This is a genomic window from Janthinobacterium sp. CG_23.4, assembly GCF_029892305.1.
GTDB lineage: Bacteria > Pseudomonadota > Gammaproteobacteria > Burkholderiales > Burkholderiaceae_D > Janthinobacterium > Janthinobacterium lividum_D.
This window is the reverse complement of sequence record NZ_JARXUX010000001.1, coordinates 421,055-444,915: the sequence shown is the minus strand read 5'-3', so window position 1 is coordinate 444,915 and position 23,861 is coordinate 421,055. Positions and strand designations below refer to the sequence as shown.

Below are 23,861 nucleotides of genomic sequence, written 5' to 3'. Positions count from 1 at the left end.
TTCACCGAGGTGACCAAAGAGCGCTACAGGGATAAGAAAGTACAACGTTGTTGCTTGTTTGTTGATACATACAATCATTACCCATCGATTTGCTTTTTACGGCAAACCGATCAATAAATAATCTTTACTTCTTCCAGATTGTTAAAGAACGAAACAGCTTTGATCGCTAAAAGATCAAACCTAAACCACAGTCTTGTTGACTGGCTTACGTTTGCACTTTCGAGTAAAACTTGGTGGAGGATGACGGGATCGAACCGACGACCCCCTGCTTGCAAAGCAGGTGCTCTCCCAGCTGAGCTAATCCCCCGGGAATTATGTACTAATTAGCTGGTAAGGCTTGTTTTTGCTGGTAGGGCTGGTTGGACTCGAACCAACGACCCCCGCGTTATCAACACGGTGCTCTAACCAGCTGAGCTACAGCCCCAACGCGGTGCTACTACGACTACTGTTTCTTCTTAATTAAACAGCCGATAAGTGTGGACATTTGATGCGTGAATCATTGCTGATTCGTGCAAACTCTAGAAAGGAGGTGATCCAGCCGCACCTTCCGATACGGCTACCTTGTTACGACTTCACCCCAGTCACGAATCCTACCGTGGTAAGCGCCCTCCTTGCGGTTAAGCTACCTACTTCTGGTAAAACCCGCTCCCATGGTGTGACGGGCGGTGTGTACAAGACCCGGGAACGTATTCACCGCGACATGCTGATCCGCGATTACTAGCGATTCCAACTTCATGCAGTCGAGTTGCAGACTACAATCCGGACTACGATACACTTTCTGCGATTAGCTCCCCCTCGCGGGTTGGCGGCGCTCTGTATGTACCATTGTATGACGTGTGAAGCCCTACCCATAAGGGCCATGAGGACTTGACGTCATCCCCACCTTCCTCCGGTTTGTCACCGGCAGTCTCATTAGAGTGCCCTTTCGTAGCAACTAATGACAAGGGTTGCGCTCGTTGCGGGACTTAACCCAACATCTCACGACACGAGCTGACGACAGCCATGCAGCACCTGTGTACTGGTTCTCTTTCGAGCACTCCCAGATCTCTCCGGGATTCCAGCCATGTCAAGGGTAGGTAAGGTTTTTCGCGTTGCATCGAATTAATCCACATCATCCACCGCTTGTGCGGGTCCCCGTCAATTCCTTTGAGTTTTAATCTTGCGACCGTACTCCCCAGGCGGTCTACTTCACGCGTTAGCTGCGTTACCAAGTCAATTAAGACCCGACAACTAGTAGACATCGTTTAGGGCGTGGACTACCAGGGTATCTAATCCTGTTTGCTCCCCACGCTTTCGTGCATGAGCGTCAATCTTGACCCAGGGGGCTGCCTTCGCCATCGGTGTTCCTCCACATATCTACGCATTTCACTGCTACACGTGGAATTCTACCCCCCTCTGCCAGATTCTAGCCTTGCAGTCTCCAATGCAATTCCCAGGTTGAGCCCGGGGATTTCACATCAGACTTACAAAACCGCCTGCGCACGCTTTACGCCCAGTAATTCCGATTAACGCTTGCACCCTACGTATTACCGCGGCTGCTGGCACGTAGTTAGCCGGTGCTTATTCTTCAGGTACCGTCATTAGCAAAAGATATTAGCTCTCACCGTTTCTTCCCTGACAAAAGAGCTTTACAACCCGAAGGCCTTCTTCACTCACGCGGCATTGCTGGATCAGGCTTTCGCCCATTGTCCAAAATTCCCCACTGCTGCCTCCCGTAGGAGTCTGGACCGTGTCTCAGTTCCAGTGTGGCTGGTCGTCCTCTCAGACCAGCTACTGATCGATGCCTTGGTAGGCTTTTACCCTACCAACTAGCTAATCAGATATCGGCCGCTCCACGAGCATGAGGTCTTGCGATCCCCCACTTTCATCCTTAGATCGTATGCGGTATTAGCGTAACTTTCGCTACGTTATCCCCCACTCTAGGGTACGTTCCGATATATTACTCACCCGTTCGCCACTCGCCACCAGAGCAAGCTCCGTGCTGCCGTTCGACTTGCATGTGTAAGGCATGCCGCCAGCGTTCAATCTGAGCCAGGATCAAACTCTTCAGTTTAATCTCTGTTACTTTGCCCTTTTATAGGCACCATCATTGCTGATGGGTCGCTCACTCAAAAAACTGACAGGCTACTTCCGAGGAAGTATCCTATTTCATTATTTCTTGTGAACATTTGATATTTTAAGTTTTACAGCGATCCGAAGATCGCTGCTGCACTTACATCAAATGCCCACACTTATCGACTGTTAATTGTTAAAGAACTGTGATCGGTGCTACTTTCGCGCTATCGACAAAGCGTTGTGTTTGTCAGCTGCGAAGGAGAAAGAGTATGAAGCGTTTCGGCCATTTCGTCAACCTTCTTTTTTTACTACCCAGCCCCTGAAGGCCGTCCCTTTTGTGCCGCAAACTAGTGCGTCTCATCGGGGAGGCGAATCATATCAAAGACCGTCGAAGTTTGGCAAGCGCTTTTCAAGGAAAGCGTGCATGCCTTCTTTTTGTGCAGGCGTACCGAAGGCAGCTTGGAACAGGCGGCGCTCGTAGGCGACGCCATCGGTCAAGGTAGTTTCAAAGGCGCGGTTGACGCAATCCTTGATCATCATGGCCACCGAGGTCGGCATGGCTGCGATGGTCTTCGCTGCAGCCAGGGCTTCTTCCAGCAACTTATCTGCCGGCACCACGCGCGATACCAGGCCGATGCGTTCCGCTTCCAGCGCGTCTATGGTACGTGCCGTCAGCAGCAAGTCCATGGCCTTGGCCTTGCCGATGGCGCGCGGCAAGCGCTGCGTGCCGCCCGCACCCGGCGTGACACCCACCTTGATTTCCGGCTGGCCAAATTTGGCGCTGTCGGCGGCGATCAGAAAATCGCACATCATCGCCAGTTCGCAGCCGCCACCGAGTGCGTAACCGGCTACGGCTCCCACTACGGGTTTGCGCACGCGCAAGATGTGCTCCCAGTTGCGGCTGATGTAGCCCTGGGTAAAAGTATCGGGATAGGTGTAATCAGCCATGGCGGCGATGTCGGCGCCAGCGGCGAATGCTTTTTCGCTACCCGTGAGCACGATACAACCGATATTCTCATCCGCATCGAACTTCAGCAGGGCGTCGCCCAACTCGTTCATCATATTGTCGTTCAGTGCGTTGAGCGCCTTGGGGCGGTTCAGGCGGATGAGCGCCACTTTGTCCTGGATGTCGATGATCAGGTCTTCGTATTGCATATAGTCTCCTCTGGATGAACACGGTAACGACGATTGTAGCGGCTAACGCACCCCGTTATACACAAGTATCCAAGAAAATCTCGGAATCACCGTCCATGTCAAAAATTGCCTAAAATTCGAGCAATTTACGGCTGAAAGCTAAGAAAAATAGCATTTTTCTGGCGCCACCACTGTGGGGTACGCGCTGAAGAAATTGCTGTAACCCTTTGATTTTAAAGTGGTAAAAAGTTGTGTATAACGAGGTGCGGCTAACGGGAGCAGTACGGCAGTTGCGCCGCTATTATTGTGAATCGACGCACTTTTTATCGAACAGCGTATTTTCTCTGCCTTTTACTGGCACAGCTTTTGTCGGCACCCGTCGCCATGGCGTGCGCGCCTGAAACGATGAACGGGCATACACTGCTAAAAGATTGCCTTGGCGACACTATTCATGCCCAAGCCTGTGAGTTTTGATTTACATCAAAGTTTTAATTGACGCACATACATAAGCTGTCTCATATCACTCTAGGAGCACGTCATGTTTAACACCATCTTGTTTCCCACCGATGGCTCGCCGCTGTCAGACAAAGCCGCCGAGACAGCCATCGCCTTCGCGCAATTGAACAAGGCCAAGCTGGTTAGCATCAGCGTGGTGCAGCCCTTCCCGTTCTCGCCAATGGCCGATGGCGGCGTCGTGCTCGACGCCGGCTTGTACGAGCAACAAATGCAGGAAGCATCGCAACGCGCCGTCGACAAGATCGGCGAAGCAGCACGCGCTGTCGGCGTTCCCTTCGAAGGCGCGGTCGTCGTCTCGCCCAGCCCGCACGAAGAAATCGTCAATGCGGCGCAAACCTACCATTGCGACATCATCCTCATGGCCTCGCATGGGCGCAAGGGCTTGAACAAGCTGTTCGTGGGCAGTGAAACGCAAAAAGTGCTGGCGCATACCCAGTTGCCAGTCATGGTCCTGCGCTAACCTTGCGCTAGCGCATCCCCGCCCGGCGGCGCGAGCAACTCAGCGCGCCGGCGCCTGCTTCGGCAGCAACACCCACACGGCGCCGCTCTGCTTCATGCGGCCCGCGTTTTCCGCCGCTTCCGTACCGAAACCAAAGAAGTAATCGACCCGGATGGGCCCGCGAATGGCGCCGCCCGTGTCCTGCGCCATCACCAGGCGCTGCATGGGAATCTCGCTATTGGCTTGCGTGGTAGACAGAAACACGGGCGCCCCCAGCGGCAGGAAGCGCGCATCGATGGCCACCGAACGCTGCGGCGTCAACGGCACGCCCAAGGCACCCTTAGGTCCCACTTTGGGATCGGGCAGGCGCTCTTCCTTGAAGAAGACATAGCTCGGATTGGCGTTGAATAATTCATCCTTGCGCGTGGGATGGCCGGCAATCCACGCCTTGATGCCCTGCGCGGACGCCTGGCTCAGCGTCAACTCACCCTTGTCGACCAGGTAGCGGCCGATCGATTTATACGGATGGCCATTCTGCTCCGCGTAAGCCACGCGCACGGTTTCCTGCGTATCAGTCAGCTGCACGCGCCCGGAACCCTGCACTTGCAGGAAGAATGCTTCGACTTCATCATCCACCCACAGCAATTCCTTGCCCGTGACCGCAGTGGCGCGCTCGATCTCGGCGCGGGTCGCGTACGGGATCACCTTCTTGCCGACCAGCTTGCCACGCAAACGCATGTTTTTCAGTTCCGGATACACCGCGCCCAGGTCGACCGAGACCAGGTCATCGGGCACCTTGTACAGCGGCGTCTGGTACGGACCGCCTCGCTTGCGCGCGCCGTGCAGCAGCGGCTCATAGTAGCCGGTGACGAGGCCTGTGCTAGCGCCATCGGCGGTGATGACTTGATTGGGCACAAAGAAGGTCTCGAAGAACAGGCGGATGGCCTTGTCGCTGTTGGCATTCACCTGGCGCGCGATCGTGCATGACTCCTTCCAGTCCGGACGCTTGACCAGCACGCCGCATGAAGCCATGAAGGCTGGCCAGGCAGCGCGCATATCATCGCGGCCCCAGCCAGGCAAGGCGGAAAATTTGGCGGGCATAAACGTGGGAACCGCCGCATCCGTGCCATCCCTGGCGTCAGCCGGCTTGGCTGGCATAGGCTTGGCTGGCACGGGATTGACAACAATAGGCGCAATCGCTGGCGCCTTCTCGCCAGCAGCACCGGGCGCTAGCGGTGGCGTGGTACAGGCTGAAAGTGCAAGCGCGACGGCACAGACTGAAACGAGTAGACTACTTCGTGTAAATAGACGGCGGGTAAATACTGGGCTGCGGGAACTACGGGTAAATAAACTGCGGCTAAATAACATAGGGGTGCGTATGTGGATCTTGATGATAGAGGCGCTGGTAGCGTTCTTCTTGCTGGCATTTATAGTTTGGTGGACCATGTATGCGGGTAAAAAACCCACGCCACCCGCGCGCGCGCAGCTCGGCGAAGAACAGGACAGCACCGAAAAACTGAAATAAGGGGCGCACGCCCCCGGCCTGTCGTTAATGCAGGGTACGCGGCACCGACAACACGAATTCGGGTATCGGCGCTTCGAACTGATGACCATCTTCGGCCACGCAAAAGTATTCGCCGTGCATCGAACCTTGCGGCGTACCGAGCATGGTACCGCTCGTGTATTCAAACTGCTCGCCCGGCTGCAGCAAGGGCTGATGGCCGACGGCGCCCAAGCCGCGCACCTCTTCCACCTTGTTATTCGCATCCGTGATGACCCAGTGGCGCGAAATCAGTTGCGCGCCAGCCGTGCCCGTGTTGACGACACGAATCGTATAGCCGAACACGTGCCGCCCTTGGTCCGGTGCCGATTGCTCAGGCAAATATTGCGTCTTGACCGTTACCGTAAATTCATAAGTCGCCATCATCATTCCTATTCAGACATTGCCAGTCGTATATTGTGTCACGCGTGCTGCATGGGCCGCCGCGCGCCGTGTATTGTGCGCTTCACTGTGCTTCAATGAGGCATGGTAACGGCGTCAAGCGTAAAATAGCGCATCTTCGCATTTTCTACTCTAGCCCTTAGCCACCATGACAACATTCCGTATCGCTCCCAGCATTCTGTCCGCCGACTTTGCCCGCCTGGGCGAGGAAGTGCGCAACGTCGTTACCGCCGGCGCCGACATCATCCACTTCGACGTGATGGATAACCATTATGTGCCGAACCTGACCATCGGCCCGCTGGTGTGCGAAGCGATCCGCCCGCACGTGCAAGTCCCCATCGATGTGCATCTGATGGTCAAGCCTGTCGATCGCATTATCCCGGATTTCGCCAAGGCTGGCGCGAACATCATCACCTTCCACCCGGAAGCGTCGGATCACCTCGACCGCTCCTTGCAACTAATCCGCGACAATGGCTGCAAATCGGGCCTGGTTTTCAACCCGGGCACGCCGCTGCACTACCTGGAACACGTGATGGACAAGATCGACATGATCCTGATCATGTCGGTCAACCCGGGTTTCGGCGGCCAGTCCTTCATTGCGCAAGCATTGAAGAAAATCGCCGAAGCGCGCCGCATGATCGACGAATCGGGACGTGACATCATGCTGGAAGTCGATGGCGGCATCAAGATCGACAACATCGCCGCTGCCGCAGCTGCCGGTGCCGACACCTTCGTCGCCGGCTCGGCCATCTTCGGCAAGCCCGATTACAAGGCCGTCATCGATGCCATGCGTGCCGAATTGGCCAAGGCAAAAGTGGCGGGCGCCTGATGCGCGCGGGCACGGTAAAAGACCAGGTACTGGCCGGCGTGCGCGCCGCCATCATCGACCTTGATGGCACGATGCTCGACACCGTGCCCGATTTTCATGTCGCCATCAATGGCATGCGCACCGAATTCGACCTCCCCTCCATCAGTGCCGAGGCCATCAAACTGATGGTGGGCAAGGGCTCGGAAAACCTGATCCGCAGCGTGCTGGCGCTCGACTTCGATGCCGTCGGCGTGGAACAGCGTTTTGATACGGCGATGGAGGCTTACCAGCGCCACTACCTGGCCATCAATGGCCAGTTCAGCACGCTCTACCCGGATGTGGAAGCAGGGCTGGCGGCAATGAAGGCGGCGGGCTTGCGCCTGGCCTGCGTCACCAACAAGCCGATTGCCTTCGCCCTGCCCCTGCTGCAACAGAAAAATCTGCGCACTTATTTCGAGATCGTCTACGGTGGCGATTCGCTGCCGCAAAAAAAAACCGCACCCCATGCCGCTGCTGCAAGCGTGTGCGCACTTCGACCTCGCGCCCGCCAAAGTAGTGGCCATCGGCGACTCTTCGAATGACGTGCAAGCGGCGCGGGCTGCGGCTTGCCCCGTCTTGACGGTGCCGTATGGTTACAACCACGGACACTCTATACACGATACCGATTCCGATGGTATAGTAAATACGCTGCTTGAAGCAGCGCATCTCATAAGCATGCACAACAAACCGGCATACTGACCAACCCCAACACCATATCGTGAACACGTTTCTCATCAAAAAACACAATGTCACCCAAACCGGCTCGATTGAGGCCTGGCTTTGGCGACGCTGGCAATCCTGGCAGGCCTAAGGGCCGAGCCGTGTAAGATTGCTGTCGGCTGCGCATGCGCATATTGCATGCCCCGACAGGTTTTTTGATAACCCACCGCAGGGTTTGTGCTTAGACTGCACGACGCACACGCGTACCCTGGCGGCATGGAGAGACACATGACCGAACTCGAATTCAAATCGCTGGCCCAACAAGGCTACAACCGCATCCCCCTGATCGCGGAGGCTTTTGCCGACCTGGAAACACCGCTCACGCTATACCTGAAACTGGCGCAGACCCAGCAAGGTGGCAAGAACACCTTCCTGCTCGAATCGGTCGTCGGTGGCGAACGCTTCGGCCGCTATTCCTTCATCGGCTTGCCCGCCACCAGCGTCTTGCGTAGCTATGGCAACCGCACGGAGATCGTCAAGAACGGTGTCGTGATCGAAGAGCACGAAGGCAATCCGCTCGACTTCATCGAACAGTACCAGTCGCGCTTCAAGGTCGCCCTGCGCCCTGGCATGCCGCGTTTCTGCGGCGGCCTGGCAGGCTACTTCGGCTACGACACGGTGCGCCACATCGAGAAAAAACTGGCTGGCGGTGCGCCCAAAGACGATTTGAACCTGCCCGACATCCAGTTGATGGTGACAGAGGAACTAGCCGTCATCGACAACCTGTCCGGCAAACTCTACTTGATCGTGTATGCGGACACCACGCAGCCCGAGTCGTTCTCGAAAGCGCGCCAGCGCCTGAAAGACTTGCGCATGATGCTGCGCCGCGGCGTCGACGCACCCGTCACCAGCGCCTCCGTGCGCACCGAAACCATCCGCGATTTCTCCAAGGAAGACTACCTGAAAGCGGTCGCCAAGGCGCATGAATACGTGATGGCCGGTGACTTGATGCAGGTGCAGATCGGCCAGCGCATCCGCAAGCCTTACGTCGATTCGCCGCTGACCCTGTACCGCGCGCTACGGTCGCTCAATCCGTCGCCCTATATGTACTTCTATAACTTTGGCGACATGCAGATCATCGGCGCCTCACCCGAAATTTTGGTGCGCAACGAGACGACGACGGACGGCGGCAAGAAAGTCACCCTGCGTCCCATCGCCGGTACCCGTCCACGCGGCGCCACGCCGGAGCGCGACGCCGAACTGTCGGCCGAACTGCTGGCCGATCCGAAAGAGATCGCCGAGCACGTGATGCTGATCGACCTGGCCCGCAACGATATCGGCCGCATCGCCGAAACCGGCAGCGTGTACGTCACCGACCGCATGGTCATCGAAAAATACTCGCACGTGCAGCACATTGTCTCGAACGTGGAAGGCACGCTGAAAGACGGCCTGTCGAACCTGGACGTGTTACGGGCCACCTTCCCCGCCGGCACCCTGACGGGCGCGCCGAAAGTGCGCGCCATGGAAGTGATCGACGAGCTGGAAATCAGCAAGCGCGGCATCTATGGCGGCGCGTGCGGCTACCTGTCATTTGGCGGTGAAATGGATGTGGCGATCGCCATCCGCACGGGCGTCATCAAGGATGGCATGCTATACGTGCAGGCTGCGGCAGGCATCGTTGCCGACTCGATCCCCGAAATGGAATGGCAGGAAACCGAAAACAAGGCGCGCGCCGTACTGCGCGCCGCCGAACAAGTGCAAGATGGCCTGGATGGGGAGTTTTAAGATGCTGCTAATGATCGACAACTACGACTCCTTCACCTACAACATCGTGCAGTATTTCGGCGAATTGGGCGAAGACGTGCGGGTCTACCGCAACGATGAAATCACGATACAAGAGATTGAAGCACTGAACCCGGACCGCATCTGCATCTCGCCCGGCCCGAAAGCGCCAGCGCAAGCAGGCATTTCGGTGGAAGTGCTGAAGCACTTCGCCGGCAGGAAGCCAATACTGGGGGTCTGTCTGGGCCATCAGGCCATCGGCGAGGCGTTTGGCGGCAATGTCATCCGCGCCAAGCAGGTCATGCATGGCAAGACTTCCGTCATCGCGCATACGGGCGTGGGCGTTTTCAAAGGCTTGCCCAGCCCCTTCACAGTGATCCGCTACCACTCTTTGGCGATCGAACGCTCCTCGCTGCCTTCCTGCCTGGAAGTGACGGCGTGGACGGACGACGGCGAAATCATGGGCGTGCGCCATCGGGAATTCGATATCGAGGGAGTGCAGTTCCACCCCGAATCGATACTCTCGGAGCACGGCCACGCCCTGCTGAAGAATTTCCTCGAGCGCTGATCCCATGCGCACGCTACGGCGTGCCATCAGTGTCCTCCTGCGCCATCATTGAAGAAGGAAGCATCATGCCGATCACCCCACAAGAAGCCCTGCTGCGCTGCATCGAACACCGCGAAATCTTTCACGACGAAATGCTGTACCTATTCCGCCAAATCATGTCCGGCGAGATGTCTCCCAGCATGATCGCGGCGCTGACCATGGGCTTGCGCGTAAAAAAGGAAACCATCGGCGAAATCGCTGCCGCCGCGCAAGTGATGCGCGAGTTTTCCACCAAAGTGCCCATGGCCGACACCACCAACCTGCTTGACATCGTTGGCACGGGCGGAGACGGCGCACACACCTTTAATATTTCCACTGCCTCGATGTTCGTGGCGGCAGCCGCTGGCGCGCGCGTGGCCAAGCATGGCGGACGCAGTGTCTCGTCATCGTCCGGCAGCGCCGACGTGCTCGACTCCCTGGGCGTCAACATCAATTTGCAACCCGAGCAAATCGCCCAGTCCATCGCGCAGACAGGTATCGGCTTCATGTACGCGCCCAACCACCATGCGGCCATGAAGCATGCGGCGCCCGTACGCAAGGAGCTTGGCGTACGCACGATTTTCAATATCCTGGGCCCCCTGACCAATCCCGCCGGCGCGCCCAACATTCTGATGGGCGTGTTCCACGCCGACCTGGTCGGCATCCAGGTACGCGTGCTGCAGCGTCTGGACGCGCAACATGCCATCGTCGTGTATGGTCGCGACAATATGGATGAAGTCTCGCTGGGCGCGGCCACCATGGTCGGTGAATTGGTCAACGGCGAGATTCGCGAATATGAAATCCACCCTGAAGATTTCGGCATGTCGATGATCGCCAGCCGCAACCTGAAAGTGGCCAACGCCATCGAGTCGAAAGCCAAGATGATGGAAGCGCTGCGCGGCGAGCCCGGTGCAGCCGCAGACATCGTCGCCCTGAACGCGGGCACGGCGCTGTACGCGGCCGGCGTGGCCAGTTCGATCGAAGACGGCCTGGCGCGTGCGCGCAAAGCCGTCAGCTCGGGCGCCGCCCTGGCAAAGCTCGACCAATTCGTGCAGGTGACGCAACAGCTGGGCACTCCGCCGCAAGCGTAAGCCCCCGCCCTCCTTTATAGAATAGCGACCATCATGTCCGACATACTCGATAAAATCCTGGCCGTGAAAGCCGATGAAGTGGCCAAGGCCAAGGCCCATCGCAGCCTGGCCAGCCTGCGCGGCGACGTGGAAAGCGATCCCGCCCTGCGCGCCGGCCTGCGCGGCTTTGAAGCGAGCCTGCGCCAGCATATCGCCGCTGGCAAGCCCGGCATCATCGCCGAAATAAAAAAGGCGTCGCCATCGAAAGGCGTGATACGCGCCGACTTCCGTCCGTCTGATATCGCCGCCAGCTATGCAGCGCATGGGGCGGCCTGCCTGTCCGTGCTAACGGACGAACAGTTCTTCCAGGGCTGCGTGGATTATCTGCTGCAGGCGCGTGCCGCCTGCAGTATCCCGGTGCTGCGCAAGGATTTCATGGTCGACATGTATCAAATCTATGAAGCGCGCGCCATGGGCGCCGACTGCATCCTGCTGATCGTCGCCGCGCTCGACCATGGCCTGATGGCCGAAATGGAAGCCTGCTCCCACGAACTGGGCATGGGCGTGCTGATCGAAAGCCACGATGGCGCAGAACTCGACGCGGCACTCAAACTCAAGAGCGCGCTGATCGGCATCAACAACCGCAACCTGCGCACCTTCGAGACCTCGCTCGACACCACCATCAATCTATTGCCGCGCATCCCGCAAGACAAATTGATCATCACGGAATCGGGCATTCACAGCACGGCTGACGTGCAACGCATGCGCGATGCACACATCCACAGCTTCCTGGTGGGCGAAGCGTTCATGCGCGCGCCAGACCCTGGCGTGGAACTGGAACGCCTGTTCAGTTAAACCATGGCAGGCTGGCAGCCATGAGGTAGGCGATCATTGCCACTGTCCTGCTGTCAGCCTGCCAGACTGCAGCGCCGCCATGCGCCGCGTACGAGAACGCTTTCCGCCAGCGGCAAACCTGATGTACCGCGGCGCCTAAACCGTCAGTTTTTCCGAAATCTTGCTGTTCAACGAGCATTACAGCTTCCCGCTGCGGACATTATCCGGCCCGCAGTAAACGCGGCAGCGTCGAGTTCGATGCGGTCGCGGCCGCGCTCCTTGGCCAGATACAGGGCCGCATCGGCGCGCGACAGCAATTCTTCCAGCCCCTCCAGCACCGATGCCTGGCAAGCGATGCCAATGCTGGCCGTACATGAAGGCAGTCCCGTATGACTGGACTCGCACAGCAAGGCACGAATGCGTTCCGCCACGCCCACGGCATTGTGCACAGGCATGTCCGGCATCAGTACGACGAACTCCTCGCCGCCGAAACGCGCCACGCAATCCGATTCGCGCAGGGCGCCGCCGATGATGGTGGCCACGTGTGCCAGCACCTGGTCACCCACCGCGTGACCGTAGCGGTCATTAATCGATTTAAAGTAATCGAGGTCAATACTGAGCAACGTCAGCGGCAAACGACGGCGCCGCGGATTGCCTATCTCGCGCGCATAGGCATCGCCAAAGCCGCGCCGGTTCAGCACCTGCGTCAAGGGATCGTGGGTCGAGCGGCGCTCCAGTATCTGCTGCAGGTGGCGCGTCGCCACCGTCATGAAGCCTACCGTCAGCAGTAGCGCCATGAAATTGGCGACCGCCAGATAGATACCGGTCGGCGTGCCGACTACCGTCAGATTTACACTGGTGCCGCCATGCAGCAACGCCGACACGCCGCGCGCCATCACCGCGACAGCTTGCAGCAGCATCAGCGTACCAAAGAAAAAACTCGAAAAATGGCGCTCGCCATGGCGCCATACCAGCTGCACCTGGCGCGCATAAAACAGGAACACTAGCAGGGAGAATACCGCCACGCGGACCGAAAAGTCAGGGAGCACCAGCAGCCACCAGCTATTGCCGACGATGGCCAGGGCAAGTATCAGAAAATAGGCGCGGCGACTCGGCGCCAAGCCATAGAATTTCTCCGTGCCCAGCATCGACAGGCCGATACCGGCTACCAGCGCCGCATTGGCCGCGATAATAGACCATGCCGATGGCAGCACGTCGCGCGTACCGAACAACATGGACGCGCACACCAGCAACAGCAAACCGGCCGCCCAATGTCCCAGACCGTGCACCTCGCGCCGAAAACTACGATACACCGAGAACATGACGATGCTCATCGCCCCGCACATCAGGGTCGTCATCAACATGATCGTTCGTGGATCGAGGGTTTGCACGTTGGGCGCGATCTAAAAGAAATAGTTCGGCAATTTTAGTGTAGTTGGAGAAAAATTAGTTCATTTATGATAAATATGGTGGAATTTGCACCATTATCGGCAGACTAACAGCCGTCGCCATCCCTAACATCCGTGACCCTACAGTAACATTTAATAGGGGGTAGCGTGCAATAAAAACCGGCCAGTGACGGCCGGTGCTCTGGATTAGCGTATGACAATGCGCATCATGCGGCGCTAGGACGCTTCGGCCCGGTGGCTTTTTTTGGCGCCGGCAGCAAGCTCAAGCTGACACCGGGTACGCGGTCACCCTGCAAGACAGCGGTAAACGTCATCAGCTCGTCGCGACGGAAGGCGTGGATGGCCACGCTGGCGCCGACGGCATAACGGCACAGCAAGGTGTCGAGGTTGGAGGGGTTGCCGGTCACGCGCAGGCCATCGACAGCCACCAGCACGTCGCCCGCCGACAGGCCTGCCACATGGGCGCAGCCGCCCTGATGCACCTGCGCCAGCCTGGCGTCGTTGCCGTCGCGCCCCAGGTTGACGTCCAGGCTAGGCTTTTCAACCTTGCGCTGGTCGCTGTATTTAACACCGAATGGCGCCAGCAGGCGCGCCAGCGGCACGTCGTCCGTGCCACGGATGTAACGTTCGAAGAAAGACTTCATGCGCGTACCGGAAATCTCATCGAACAGCGCTTCGACTTCGGCCGGCGTCACGCCGCGGCCTTTGCCCTTGTAAAAATCACGGCCATAGCGCTGCCACAGCGCCTGCATCACGTCGTCCAGCGATTGCGCGCCATTCGTCTTCGCGCGCAGCGTCAGGTCGAAGGCCAGCGCGATCAGCGAACCCTTGGTGTAGTAGCTAACGATGGCATTCGGCGCGTTTTCATCCTGGCGGTAGTACTTGCCCCAGGCGTCGAAGCTGGAATCGGCCACGCTTTGCTTTGTGCGGCCGCTGCCGCGCAGCACGCTGTTGACGGTCTTGCCCAGCAGCTTGAAATAGGCTGCCTCATCGATCAGGCCCGCGCGCACCAGCATCAGGTCGTCGTAATAGCTGGTGAAGCCCTCGAATAGCCACAGCAGCGGCGAATAACTTTCCGCCTGCAAGTTATACGGCGCAAAAGCCGCCGGCTTGATGCGCTTGACGTTCCAGGTGTGGAAGTATTCATGGCTGCACAGGCCGAGGAATTTCAGATAGCCGTCGCCGATCTCCGTGCTGCTTGAGGCGGTCGTCGGCAGGTCGGCGCGGGCGCAGATCAACGCCGTCGAAGCACGATGTTCGAGGCCGCCGTAACCGTCGCCGACGGCCATGGTCATGAACACATAGCGCTCCATCGGCGCTTTTTTTGTCTTCGGCTCGAAAAAAGCGATCTGCGTTTCGCAAATGGCTTTCAGGTCGCGGCACAAGCGATCCAGATCCAGGTTGGGCACCTTGCCCGTGACGACGATATCGTGCGGCACGCCATGCGCCTTGAAGGTAGCCAGCGCGAAGTCGCCCATCTCCACCGGGTGATCGATCAACTCATCGTAATTGGCGGCTTGGTAGCTGCCGAAGCCATAGCGCTTGGCCTTCAGTTCCGGCAAGGTGGTAGCCACGCGCCAGGCCTTGCAAGCGGCATCCTGCGGCTGCACGATATGCACTTCATGCGGCTCGGCCTCCTGGCCCAGTACGCGCAGAAATACGCTGGTGCCGTTGAAGAAACCGTGGTTCTGGTCCAGGTGGGCGGCGCGCACGGACAAATCCCAGGCATAGACGTCGTATTCGAGCGTCAAGGCGCCCTGGCACCGGGCCGCTTGCCACGAATGCTTGTCCAACTTGGTCAGCGCCACGGCCCTGCCCTCGGATTCGGCACGGATGCTGACGATATTGCGCGAAAATTCACGGATCATGTAGCTGCCCGGAATCCAGGCGGGCAAGGACAAGACCTGGCCGATGGCGGCCGGCGACTTGACCGTCAAGCTGACCTTGAACATATGGCCAGCCAGGTCGGAGGCGGCGATGCTGTAGATGATGCCAGCGGCAGGCGCCTTGGCGATGCTTTTTTTAATTGGAGCTTTTTTCATGTTTTTCTCGTGTCTGGCATGGATGTTCTAAAGTCGCCCGGGCGCGCCATGCACCGTCGACAAATCGTCAGGTGTATCAATATCGCGCAAGATGCCGCTGTCGTCCACTCTCACCTCGCATGCCGCATGGCTGTTGACGATGCTGCGCGCACCCTGGTCGCCATCGAGCGCCAGCAGCAATGGCAAGTGAAAGGCGCTGAACGCGACAGGATTGCCGCGCCGACCATGGAACATGGGCACCGCGATATGCGCGCCATCAGCGATGGCTTGCGACAAGGCAACGATTGTAGCCGGTTCCACACCCGGCATGTCGCCCAGGGCGATCAGCCAGCCCGGCGCGCCGCGCATGTGCTCGATGGCGCAGGTGAGCGAAGCGGCCATGCCGGTGTCGGCATCGTGGCAGACGCGCACCTCGCAGCCCAGCGCACCGAGGGCGCGCGCCACCTGCGCGTCGTCGGCGCGCACCACGGCCAGCACGCGCGGCAAGACCGCCAGCAGGTTCCTGGCGGCCGCCACCACCACCGGCAAGCCCGCATGCGGGCCTTCCTTCAACGGCTGCAATAATTTATTCTGCACGCCGGAAGGATCGAACCTGCGTCCCCTTCCGGCTGCCAGCAAGATGCCGACCGTGCTCAAAAGAGCGCTGCCTTCATGCGGCCGCCAAATCAAACGGCAGCTTGCGCAGGCGCTTGCCCGTCAGGGCGAACAGCGCGTTGGCGAAGGCCGGCGCCAGCGGCGGCACGCCCGGTTCGCCCATGCCCGTGGGCGCGTCGCCCGATGGCACCAGATGCACCTCGACCAACGGCATGTCGGACATGCGCGGTACGGGGTAGTCGCCGAAGTTCTGCTGCTCCACCACGCCATCCTTGAGCGTAATGGCGGCGCCGGGAATCGTCATACCCAGCGCCATCAGCGCGGCGCCCTGCACTTGCGCCTCGATCGTCAAGGGGTTGACGGCCAGGTTGCAATGCACGCCCGCCCACACCCGGTGCAGCTTGGGCGCGCCTTGCAGCACCGACGCCGTCACTACGTAGGCAACCACGGAATTGAACGATTCATGCATGGCCACGCCCCAGGCCTGCCCTTTCGGCAGCTTTTTCTTGCCATAGCCGGACTTGGCCACGGCCAGATCGAGCGCGGCGATGTGGCGCGTGTGCTTGGCGTCGATCAGCTGCTTGCGGTAGGCGACGGGGTCCATCTTCGCCACGTGCGCTGCTTCGTCGATCAGGGTTTCCATGACAAAGGCCGTATGCGTCGAGCCGACGGAACGCCACCACAGCACGGGCACGTTGGCCTTGGCCGTGTGCACCGACAGCTGCATCGGCAGGGTATATGGCTCGCCCATGCCCTCGACCATGGTGCCGTCGACGCCATTTTTCACCATGAAGGCTTCGAACGGCGTGCCAGCCATGATGGACTGCCCCACGATGGTGTGGTCCCAGGCGAGAATTTTTCCTTTGGCATCGAGGCCGATCTGCGCGCGATGGACATGCGACGGCCGGTAGTAGCCGCCCTTGATGTCGTCCTCGCGGCTCCACATCAGCTTTAACGGTCCGTTCTTGCCCGCCGCACGGTAGGCCTTGGCGACGTTGACCGCTTCGACCACGTAATCGGACGACGGCACGGCGCGCCGGCCGAAACCGCCGCCGGCCATCATCGTGTGCAAGCTTACCTGCTCGGGTTTCAAGCCGGACGTGGCGGCGATAGCGGCCTGGTCGCCCGTCTGGAACTGCGAGCCCACCCACATCGTGCATTTGTCGGCTTGCAGGTCGACCACGCAGTTAAGCGGCTCCATCGGCGCGTGCGCCAGATAAGGGAATTCATAGACGGCTTCGATCTTTTTCGGCGCCGAGGCCAACTTGCCCATGTCGGCAGGTTTCGCGATCGTGCCCGGCGTCTTGGCCAACGCCTTGAAGGCCGCCAGTTGCTGCTCGCTGCTGACCTTTTCCACGGCGCTGCTGTCCCACTCGATCACCAGCGCGTCGCGCCCCTGCTTGGCCGGCCAGTAGCCGTCGGCGATGACGGCCACGCCGCTGCCGCCACGGTCGGTCTTTACTTGCAACACTTCCAGCACGCCTTTGATCGCCAGGGCCTTGCTGGCGTCGAATTTCGCCACCCTGGCGCCAAACACGGGGGGGCGCGCCACCATAGCCACTTTCGCGCCAGGCGGTTTGAAGTCGATGCCGAATTGCTGTTTTCCCGTGGACTTGTCGGCTGCATCGAGTCGTTTCACAGCTTTGCCGATAAGGATAAAGTCGCGCGGATCCTTCAGCTTGACGCTGGCCGGTACAGCTTGGCGCATGGCCGCATCGGCAAGTTCGCCATACGTCGCCTTTTGCCCAGCGGGACCGTATAGCACGCCCTTGGCGGCGCGCACCTGGTCGGGGCCGACTTTCCATTGCGCGGCGGCGGCACCCACCAGCATGGCGCGTGCCTTGGCGCCAATTTCGCGGTACTGCGTAAATGAATGGGTGATGCTGCCCGAGCCACCCGTCATCTGCATGCCGTAGGCGGCATCCTTGTACTGCTCCCCTGCCGGCGCCAGCGCGCCATGCACCAGGCTCCAGTCGGCGTCGAGTTCCTCGGCGATCAGCATGGGCAAGCTCGTTTGCACACCCTGGCCGAATTCAAGCCGGTTCACCTGCACCGTCACCGTGTTATCGGCGGCGATGTGCAAAAAGGCGTTCGGTGCATACACGGGCTTGGCGGGCGCACCATCGGCAGCGAGCGCCAGCTTGCCGGCACCCGGCATGAAAAAGCCCAGCATCAAGCCGCCGCCGGCATACGCGCCGGCCTTCATGAAGCCGCGCCGCGAAACGCCATCGGCAGGCGCCGCCGATGTCGATGCCAGCGCCGTGCCCAGGGTCACCGCGCCATGCTGCAATGCTTCCTGATTCAACCATTCGATACGCATGTCGCTCTCCTCAGGCCAGGGTCTTGGCCGCGTCCTTGATGGCTGCGCGGATCCGTTGATAGGTGCCGCAGCGGCAGATATTGCCGCTCATGGCGCCGTCGATGTCGGCATCGCTGGGCGCCTTGTTGCTGCGCAGCAGCGCCGTGGCGCTCATCACCTGGCCGCTTTGACAGTAGCCGCATTGCGGCACGTCGTGGCGCACCCATGCCGCCTGCACCGCCTTGCCCACCTTGTCGTTTTCCATCGCTTCGATGGTGGTGATCTTTTGCGCGCCAACCGAGGAAATCGGGGTGATGCACGAGCGTATGGGCTGGCCGTCGAGATGCACCGTGCAAGCGCCGCACAGGGCCGCGCCACAACCAAATTTGGTGCCCGTCAGGTTCAGGTTATCGCGCAGCGCCCACAGGATGGGCGTGGAAGGATCGGCGTCGACCTGCGTATCGCGTCCGTTGATATTCAAGGTAATCATCTGCTGCTTCCCCTTTTTAAGATGGTGATGGCGTCGACAAACAACACCTGATGATACGACAGCGGAAAAAGTGCAAAAAAAAGCGCGCCTTGCGAGGGCGCGCCGTCCAGCCTTCCTGGCGACAGCCCGGATTACTTAATGGTCGAGAATTTCTGTTCCAGCGTTTTCGCATCGACTGCGCCCGGAATGCGGCTGCCGTCGGCAAAGAAGATGGCCGGCGTACCGGAAACGCGCAACTGCTGGCCCAGGGCCAGGATTTTTTCATGCGGGTTGGCGCAATTGGCAGCCGCCGTCGCGGGCGCCTTGCCGTTCAACATCCAGTCATCCCAGGCCTTGTTGCGGTCCGGTGCGCACCAGACATTGCGCGACTTGGCGATGGAGTCGGGCGACAGGATGTTGTACATGAAGGTGTAGACGGTGACGTTGTCGATTTCCTTCAGCGCGTTTTGGCGGAAACGCTTGCAATAACCGCAGTTCGGATCTTCGAACACGGCGATCACGCGCTTGCCATTGCCCTTGACGGTTTTCATGGCCGAATCGAGTGGCAGGTCGGAAAACTTGATGCGATTGACTTCGTCCAGGCGCACCTTGGTCAAGTCTTGCGACGTCTTGGCGTCGAAGACGTGGCCGACGAACAGGTATTGCGCGGCTTTGTCCGTGTACAGGATGTCGCCACCCGTGCGCACTTCGTACAGGCCGCCGTATGGGGTTTCCTTGACCGTATCGACCTTGGCGCCGTCACCGAGGCGCGGCTCGATCAGCTTTTTGATGCTCGCTTCCGTTGGCGTTTCCGCGCCGGCGCACGACATCATCAGGCCCGAGGCCAGCACTAATGCGATTCTGCTCATTTTGATCACTATCACTTCTCCACTTGAAACGCCTGGCGAACTGGCCTCTGGCCCGGCAAAATTATCTTCCGAACAAAAAGAGCGCCGCAGACCAGCTGCGGCGACCTTGAATTTTTACTGCTGCTTATTATCCAGCGATATCTTAAGACTTACTGATTTTCACTGATGCCCCAATGCGTGCGAAATCATTTTTCGCTTCAGTGCGGGTAATTTATCGAGCAAGTTTAATCCCAAATTGCGCGCCATGCGCAAGGGCTCCAGGTCGGCGCCGAACAGACGCGCCAGGCCATCGGTCGCCAGTTGCATCAGCAGCACGTCTTCCTTCCTTGCGCGCGCGTAGCGGGCCAGTACGCGCTCGTCGCCTATGCCGCGGTGCGGCTCGCGCTCGGTGATCGTCTTGACCAGCTGCGCCACGTCGGAGAAGCCCAGGTTCATGCCGTGGCCGGCCATCGGGTGCACCACGTGGGCGGCGTCGCCCACCAGGGCCACGCGCGGCGCCACCATGGCGTGCGGGCGTATCAGGGTGAGCGGAAATGCGCGCACCAGTTCCGGTTGCAAAGGTGTCAGCTTGCCCAGTTTGTCTTGGCAATATGCGGCCAGGCGCGCGGCCAGGGCGTCGGCCGATTCGGCCATCAAGGTGTCGGCCAGCGCATCGGGCGCCGACCAGACCAGCGACACGCGCTCGCCCGGCAGCGGCAGCAGCGCGACAATGCCTTCGCTGCCCGTGAACCACTGGTGGGCCGCGCCATGGTGCGGCTTTTCGCAGGCAAAGTTACTAACTACCCCGCGCTGGCCGTAGGAACGGTAATCGAGGCCGATATCGCAATGGCCGCGCACCCACGACTGGGCGCCGTCCGCGCCCACCACCAGCGCGCAAGTAATGCTGTCGCCGCCATCGAGGTGCACGATGACCGAGTCATTCGTCCATTCCAGGCGGCTGGCGCGTCCCTGCACCACGTTGACGTTCTGGGCAAATTTCAGGGCGGCGTCCAGTGCCTGGCCCAAGTTGCGGTCTTCAATGATCCACGCCAGCGTGCCGACATGCGCACCGTAGGCGTCGAAACCGAGTCCGCCAGCATGCGCGCCGTCGCCGTTGATCAGCATGGCGTCGATCGGCGCCACCCTGTCGGCCTGCAGCGCCCCCCACACTTTCAGCGACGACAGCAACTGGTGCGCCGTGTGATTGAGCGCATACACGCGCACATCCCAACTCGGCTCGACTGGCTTGGCGGCGGACGCCGGCGCAATCACCGGAGAGAGCAGAGTGACGCTTTGTCCTGCCTGGGCAAGCGCCAGCGCCGTGGTTTTCGCGATGGCGCCATTGCCGACGATGCAAACGTCGCTGTGGCTATGCATGAAGCGCCGCATGGTGGGGGAGGATGGACTGTTCATGCACCCATTATAGCGTTTGCCGCGCCCATTTCAGTATGCGCTTCCTGCGGCGGAAATCGGGTAAAGCCAAAGACTTCAACTATTCTTGATCTTTGCGCAGAAATACCTGCGCCCGCTCCAGCACTTCATCGCGCCCCGCGCGCAAACCGGCCACGCTGGGGGCGACCGTGATGTGCGGCTGAACGCCCACTCTTTGCAGCTGGCGCCCGTCGGCATGCCGCACTTCCAGCCCTGAATACCAGACATGGACGTTACCGGGCAGTACCACCTCGCGCAAGTCGCCATTGGCACCCGCGCTGGGCGTGCCGATGAAAGTGACGGGCGTGGCCGCCTCGACCGCCAGCGCCAGATGCTCGGCCTGACTTTGCGTGTGTTCATTGATCAGCATGACGACCTGGCCCCGGTACACAGGCGCCAGGGCTGGGTACAGGCGATCGGGATACGCCAGTTGCACGCCGTCGCTGGTTTCGTGCGCCGTCACCAGTTGCTGGTAAAACATGGCGAAGACGCTGGCGTCATTGACGTTGAGGCGCGCCGCAATGGCGCGGCCGGTGCCATGCGGATAGCCGCGCATATCGAGTATGAGGGCGCGGCTGCCTTGTATCTGGTCAAACATGGCGTCCACTTCGCCCGTTTGCAAGCGGTCCAGGTCGACGTAGGCGATGCCCTTGTCCAGCGCGATCATCGGGCGCGCGTGGCGTGGCGCCAGCGCATCGTCCAGCGGCGTCGGCTGCAGCACCACCTCGCGCCGCTTGCCATCGCTGCCATCGACCTGCAAAGTCACGCTGACGCCGGGCAGAAAAGTCAGCATCTCGGCCATGGCCTTGCGCCAGCGTCCCGCTTCGTTCGAGGCGGCCGTCGCGGCGCGCAAGCGCGCCAGGCGCGTGCCCACGTACTCGCCATCGATTTGCACGATAGCGTCACCCACTTTCAGCAGGCCCGAACGTAGCAAGGCCGGCTCCGTCACGTTGGCCACCACGATACCTTCATCGATGGCGGCCAGCACCACGCCTATGCCGTGCGTGCGGCTATTCCCTCCCAGCGCCCGACTGCCCACGCCGACATGGCTGTCATCCAGGCTAGCTGCCATCTGCTGCAGGATCAGGCCATACGCGCGCGCATCGTGCACCTGAGCCATCTGATGCAGGCAGCGCTGCAAGGCGTCATCCCAGGAACTGCTCATCAAGCGCTTGGCCGGAAAGTAATTGTCCAGCGTGGCCCACAGCTTGATGGCAGCGAGCATGCGCCACTCGCGCTCGGGCAAGCGCATGTCGCGATAAGCTTCGTCATCGTGACGCACGGGAAACAGCGCAGCCGATGCCGGCGTCAATAGCTTTGGCCTCGATGCCTGCGCTGGCTGCAATGGCTGCGCCAGCAACGCCAGCGCCGCCTGGACTGGCGCACTGGCCGGCCCGGTGGCGCGATCCATGCGCAAGGTGCGATCGGCAGCCAGCACGGCGGCGCTGCCGTCCGGCCAGGCCAATTGGCCGGACGCGAATTCGACGCGCAAGTCGTCGCCTATCGACAAGGCTTGCAGCGGGCCGGCGCGGCTGCGCCAGGCGCCCTCCTCGGCCACGATGCGCGCGCGGCCAGTGCGCTGCAGCGCCAGCACGGCATACGGCACCGATTGCGTGTCATTGACGATGAAGACCATGGGCAGCGCCCGCGCACCGGGCGCTGGCTGCAGCCGTTGCGCCTCCAATTGCATGAAACCCGCCGTCATGCCTTCCCACTGCCCGGGAGTACTTGGGCGCGGGCCGGTAGAAAAACGATAGCGCTCGGCCGGCAGCAGCAAGGGTTCGGTGATCAACTGCGCCAGCACGGCATGCAGCATGGTGGGCAACGGTGGACGCGCAAGCTCCCTGCGCGCACGCAAATCAAGTATGACTTGCCTGGCCCTGGCCGGCAGCAGCAGCGGGCTGCCATCGACCATGCCCGGATGCAGGTGCAGCAGCGCCGTGTCGCCGGGCAACCACTCCAGCACCTCGCCATCGGCCGGCCAGCGCACATACCTCGGCGTATCGGCCCCGATGCGCAAGGCCTGATCGCGCAGCGGCGCCATCAGCGTCGCGATGGCCAGCCGCAAACTCGCTTCATCGTCCTCATCGCGCAACTTGGGCAAGGCCGCGACCAGCGCGCGGTCCCAGTCGACGCGGTCGTCGGCCAGCGCCGGATGGGTGGCGCGGGCAGCGCTCCATAAGCGCGCCAGCGCTACGCTATTCCCATCGTGCGCCTGTGCCGGCGCTGCAATGCACACGAGCACCGCCAACGCCCCCAGCACACCCGCCAAGACGCGCCGCGCGCACCCATTTTTTAGCGCCATCCATTGCGCCATCCATTGCATAGCCATTACCGCTTCCCTGTTCCGCCACTAAAGTCAACGCCTGCGCCGCGCATAAAAAAACCGGCTGACGCCGGTGTCTACATTACGCTGAGGTTTGACTAGATTAATAAGAAGTTAATTGTATAGCAATAATACTGCGCGCACCACAGCGTTCACTGGCAACACTACCCCTGCGTGACTACAAGCGCGCATGCGGATCAATCGCCGTCGCCGTGCATCAATCGCCTGGCGGCGCCTGGCCGTCCGGCGAGCATAGTCAAGCATGCGTTCCCTCTCCATGAAGGCGAGGCGGGACGCACACGGCACCGCCGCGCAGCACGCCGGCCGCCTCCCGCTTTGTTGATAAAATACTTACCATTGTGAATAATATTTGACCCAGCATCAAATAAAGACATGCATGACCAGGAAATCTGGGAAAAGTTACGGCCGGCTCTTGCATTCCCGTTTTGGTCTGCTATAATTCGCCACCTTGGCCTGGTAGCTCAGTCGGTAGAGCAGAGGATTGAAAATCCTTGTGTCGGTGGTTCGATTCCGCCCCGGGCCACCAAGAATTCTTTCACGAAACGCCCACTCATGCT

Annotated in this window: 19 protein-coding genes, 3 tRNA genes, 1 rRNA gene and 1 pseudogene; 9 read left to right on the top strand and 15 right to left on the bottom strand. The window is 60.1% G+C overall.

The genetic code is table 11. From position 1 onward, the window contains the following. Positions 1-231 precede the first annotated feature (231 nt). The 4 genes from H4V96_RS01980 to H4V96_RS01965 form a co-directional block, all read right to left on the bottom strand. A tRNA-Ala gene (locus H4V96_RS01980) sits at positions 232-307 on the bottom strand. 40 nt (positions 308-347) lie between these two features. Further along, positions 348-424 (bottom strand) — tRNA-Ile (locus tag H4V96_RS01975). Positions 425-522: 98 nt separating this feature from the next. Then, positions 523-2,053: ribosomal RNA gene (locus H4V96_RS01970) — 16S ribosomal RNA — on the bottom strand. A gap of 380 nt (positions 2,054-2,433) precedes the next feature. Then, positions 2,434-3,210, bottom strand: a complete 777-nt coding sequence (locus H4V96_RS01965; protein ID WP_196857009.1) for an enoyl-CoA hydratase — start codon at positions 3,208-3,210, stop codon at positions 2,434-2,436. A gap of 517 nt (positions 3,211-3,727) precedes the next feature. Here H4V96_RS01965 and H4V96_RS01960 point away from each other — a divergent pair. After that, positions 3,728-4,165 (top strand): universal stress protein, encoded by a 438-nt coding sequence (locus H4V96_RS01960; RefSeq protein WP_010393448.1) that lies wholly within the window; start codon positions 3,728-3,730, stop codon positions 4,163-4,165. Positions 4,166-4,204: 39 nt separating this feature from the next. Here the strand turns inward: H4V96_RS01960 and H4V96_RS01955 are convergent, their stop codons facing one another. Then, positions 4,205-5,341 carry a murein transglycosylase A gene (locus H4V96_RS01955; RefSeq protein ID WP_334686069.1) on the bottom strand — a complete coding sequence of 379 codons (1,137 nt, stop codon included), beginning with the start codon at positions 5,339-5,341 and terminating at the stop codon, positions 4,205-4,207. A 181-nt stretch (positions 5,342-5,522) separates the two neighbouring features. Here H4V96_RS01955 and H4V96_RS01950 point away from each other — a divergent pair, with 181 nt between their 5' ends. After that, a complete protein-coding gene (locus H4V96_RS01950) occupies positions 5,523-5,669 on the top strand; it encodes a hypothetical protein (protein ID WP_196857010.1) in 147 nt (48 codons plus the stop codon). A 24-nt stretch (positions 5,670-5,693) separates the two neighbouring features. Here H4V96_RS01950 and apaG read toward each other — a convergent pair whose 3' ends face one another. Then, positions 5,694-6,068, bottom strand: coding sequence for a Co2+/Mg2+ efflux protein ApaG (gene apaG / locus H4V96_RS01945; protein ID WP_010393436.1), 375 nt, complete (start codon positions 6,066-6,068; stop codon positions 5,694-5,696). Between the two features lie 166 nt (positions 6,069-6,234). Here apaG and rpe point away from each other — a divergent pair, with 166 nt between their 5' ends. From rpe to trpC, 6 genes and pseudogenes are all read left to right on the top strand, one after another. Continuing rightward, positions 6,235-6,915 (top strand): ribulose-phosphate 3-epimerase, encoded by a 681-nt coding sequence (rpe, locus tag H4V96_RS01940; RefSeq protein WP_010393435.1) that lies wholly within the window; start codon positions 6,235-6,237, stop codon positions 6,913-6,915. Beyond that, positions 6,915-7,632 (top strand): annotated as a pseudogene (locus tag H4V96_RS01935) (phosphoglycolate phosphatase). The gene rpe and the pseudogene H4V96_RS01935 overlap by 1 nt, the downstream one beginning before the upstream one ends. Positions 7,633-7,881: 249 nt before the next feature. Continuing rightward, on the top strand, positions 7,882-9,378 hold the full coding sequence (trpE, locus tag H4V96_RS01930) for an anthranilate synthase component I (protein ID WP_196857012.1): 1,497 nt from the start codon (positions 7,882-7,884) through the stop codon (positions 9,376-9,378). Position 9,379: 1 nt separating this feature from the next. Then, positions 9,380-9,943: an aminodeoxychorismate/anthranilate synthase component II gene (locus H4V96_RS01925; protein WP_043460313.1), complete on the top strand. Its 564-nt coding sequence runs from the start codon at positions 9,380-9,382 to the stop codon at positions 9,941-9,943. A gap of 65 nt (positions 9,944-10,008) precedes the next feature. After that, positions 10,009-11,052 (top strand): anthranilate phosphoribosyltransferase, encoded by a 1,044-nt coding sequence (trpD, locus tag H4V96_RS01920; protein WP_196857013.1) that lies wholly within the window; start codon positions 10,009-10,011, stop codon positions 11,050-11,052. A gap of 33 nt (positions 11,053-11,085) precedes the next feature. Beyond that, positions 11,086-11,886 (top strand): indole-3-glycerol phosphate synthase TrpC, encoded by an 801-nt coding sequence (gene trpC, locus H4V96_RS01915; RefSeq protein WP_196857014.1) that lies wholly within the window; start codon positions 11,086-11,088, stop codon positions 11,884-11,886. Here the strand turns inward: trpC and H4V96_RS01910 are convergent. The 9 genes from H4V96_RS01910 to H4V96_RS01870 all read right to left on the bottom strand — a co-directional run bounded on the left by H4V96_RS01910 (position 11,879) and on the right by H4V96_RS01870 (position 23,289). After that, a complete protein-coding gene (locus H4V96_RS01910; protein WP_196857015.1) occupies positions 11,879-12,064 on the bottom strand; it encodes a hypothetical protein in 186 nt (61 codons plus the stop codon). The two genes, trpC and H4V96_RS01910, sit on opposite strands and share 8 nt — an antisense overlap. Further along, positions 12,054-13,229 (bottom strand): GGDEF domain-containing protein, encoded by a 1,176-nt coding sequence (locus H4V96_RS01905; RefSeq protein WP_196857016.1) that lies wholly within the window; start codon positions 13,227-13,229, stop codon positions 12,054-12,056. The genes H4V96_RS01910 and H4V96_RS01905 overlap by 11 nt, the downstream gene beginning before the upstream one ends. Positions 13,230-13,480: 251 nt before the next feature. After that, the gene (locus H4V96_RS01900; RefSeq protein ID WP_196857017.1) at positions 13,481-15,316 is read right to left on the bottom strand and encodes a PDZ domain-containing protein; all 1,836 of its coding nucleotides are present in this window, start codon (positions 15,314-15,316) and stop codon (positions 13,481-13,483) included. Between the two features lie 27 nt (positions 15,317-15,343). Further along, entirely contained in the window at positions 15,344-15,952 is a 609-nt protein-coding gene (locus tag H4V96_RS01895; protein WP_196857018.1) for a nucleotidyltransferase family protein, read from the bottom strand. A 13-nt stretch (positions 15,953-15,965) separates the two neighbouring features. Then, a complete protein-coding gene (locus tag H4V96_RS01890; RefSeq protein ID WP_196857019.1) occupies positions 15,966-18,230 on the bottom strand; it encodes a xanthine dehydrogenase family protein molybdopterin-binding subunit in 2,265 nt (754 codons plus the stop codon). Positions 18,231-18,240: 10 nt separating this feature from the next. After that, positions 18,241-18,699: a (2Fe-2S)-binding protein gene (locus tag H4V96_RS01885; protein WP_010393421.1), complete on the bottom strand. Its 459-nt coding sequence runs from the start codon at positions 18,697-18,699 to the stop codon at positions 18,241-18,243. A gap of 131 nt (positions 18,700-18,830) precedes the next feature. Further along, on the bottom strand, positions 18,831-19,547 hold the full coding sequence (locus tag H4V96_RS01880; protein WP_043460312.1) for a DsbC family protein: 717 nt from the start codon (positions 19,545-19,547) through the stop codon (positions 18,831-18,833). A gap of 159 nt (positions 19,548-19,706) precedes the next feature. After that, positions 19,707-20,939, bottom strand: coding sequence for an FAD-dependent monooxygenase (locus tag H4V96_RS01875; protein ID WP_196857020.1), 1,233 nt, complete (start codon positions 20,937-20,939; stop codon positions 19,707-19,709). Positions 20,940-21,018: 79 nt separating this feature from the next. Beyond that, entirely contained in the window at positions 21,019-23,289 is a 2,271-nt protein-coding gene (locus H4V96_RS01870; RefSeq protein WP_196857021.1) for a S41 family peptidase, read from the bottom strand. A 465-nt stretch (positions 23,290-23,754) separates the two neighbouring features. On the opposite strand from H4V96_RS01870, the gene H4V96_RS01865 reads away from it, so the two are divergent. After that, positions 23,755-23,830 (top strand) — tRNA-Phe (locus tag H4V96_RS01865). The last annotated feature ends 31 nt before the right edge of the window (positions 23,831-23,861 follow it).

Bases quoted from the DNA above. Each gene is read 5' to 3' on its own strand.
- H4V96_RS01965 (WP_196857009.1), bottom strand. From the start codon at position 3,210: ATGCAATACGAAGACCTGATCATCGACATCCAGGACAAAGTGGCGCTC.
- H4V96_RS01960 (WP_010393448.1), top strand. From the start codon at position 3,728: ATGTTTAACACCATCTTGTTTCCCACCGATGGCTCGCCGCTGTCAGAC.
- H4V96_RS01950 (WP_196857010.1), top strand. From the start codon at position 5,523: ATGTGGATCTTGATGATAGAGGCGCTGGTAGCGTTCTTCTTGCTGGCA.
- apaG (WP_010393436.1), bottom strand. From the start codon at position 6,068: ATGGCGACTTATGAATTTACGGTAACGGTCAAGACGCAATATTTGCCT.
- rpe (WP_010393435.1), top strand. From the start codon at position 6,235: ATGACAACATTCCGTATCGCTCCCAGCATTCTGTCCGCCGACTTTGCC.
- trpE (WP_196857012.1), top strand. From the start codon at position 7,882: ATGACCGAACTCGAATTCAAATCGCTGGCCCAACAAGGCTACAACCGC.
- H4V96_RS01925 (WP_043460313.1), top strand. From the start codon at position 9,380: ATGCTGCTAATGATCGACAACTACGACTCCTTCACCTACAACATCGTG.
- trpD (WP_196857013.1), top strand. From the start codon at position 10,009: ATGCCGATCACCCCACAAGAAGCCCTGCTGCGCTGCATCGAACACCGC.
- trpC (WP_196857014.1), top strand. From the start codon at position 11,086: ATGTCCGACATACTCGATAAAATCCTGGCCGTGAAAGCCGATGAAGTG.
- H4V96_RS01910 (WP_196857015.1), bottom strand. From the start codon at position 12,064: ATGCTCGTTGAACAGCAAGATTTCGGAAAAACTGACGGTTTAGGCGCC.
- H4V96_RS01905 (WP_196857016.1), bottom strand. From the start codon at position 13,229: ATGTTGATGACGACCCTGATGTGCGGGGCGATGAGCATCGTCATGTTC.
- H4V96_RS01900 (WP_196857017.1), bottom strand. From the start codon at position 15,316: ATGAAAAAAGCTCCAATTAAAAAAAGCATCGCCAAGGCGCCTGCCGCT.
- H4V96_RS01890 (WP_196857019.1), bottom strand. From the start codon at position 18,230: ATGCGTATCGAATGGTTGAATCAGGAAGCATTGCAGCATGGCGCGGTG.
- H4V96_RS01885 (WP_010393421.1), bottom strand. From the start codon at position 18,699: ATGATTACCTTGAATATCAACGGACGCGATACGCAGGTCGACGCCGAT.
- H4V96_RS01880 (WP_043460312.1), bottom strand. From the start codon at position 19,547: ATGAGCAGAATCGCATTAGTGCTGGCCTCGGGCCTGATGATGTCGTGC.
- H4V96_RS01875 (WP_196857020.1), bottom strand. From the start codon at position 20,939: ATGAACAGTCCATCCTCCCCCACCATGCGGCGCTTCATGCATAGCCAC.
- H4V96_RS01870 (WP_196857021.1), bottom strand. From the start codon at position 23,289: ATGGCTATGCAATGGATGGCGCAATGGATGGCGCTAAAAAATGGGTGC.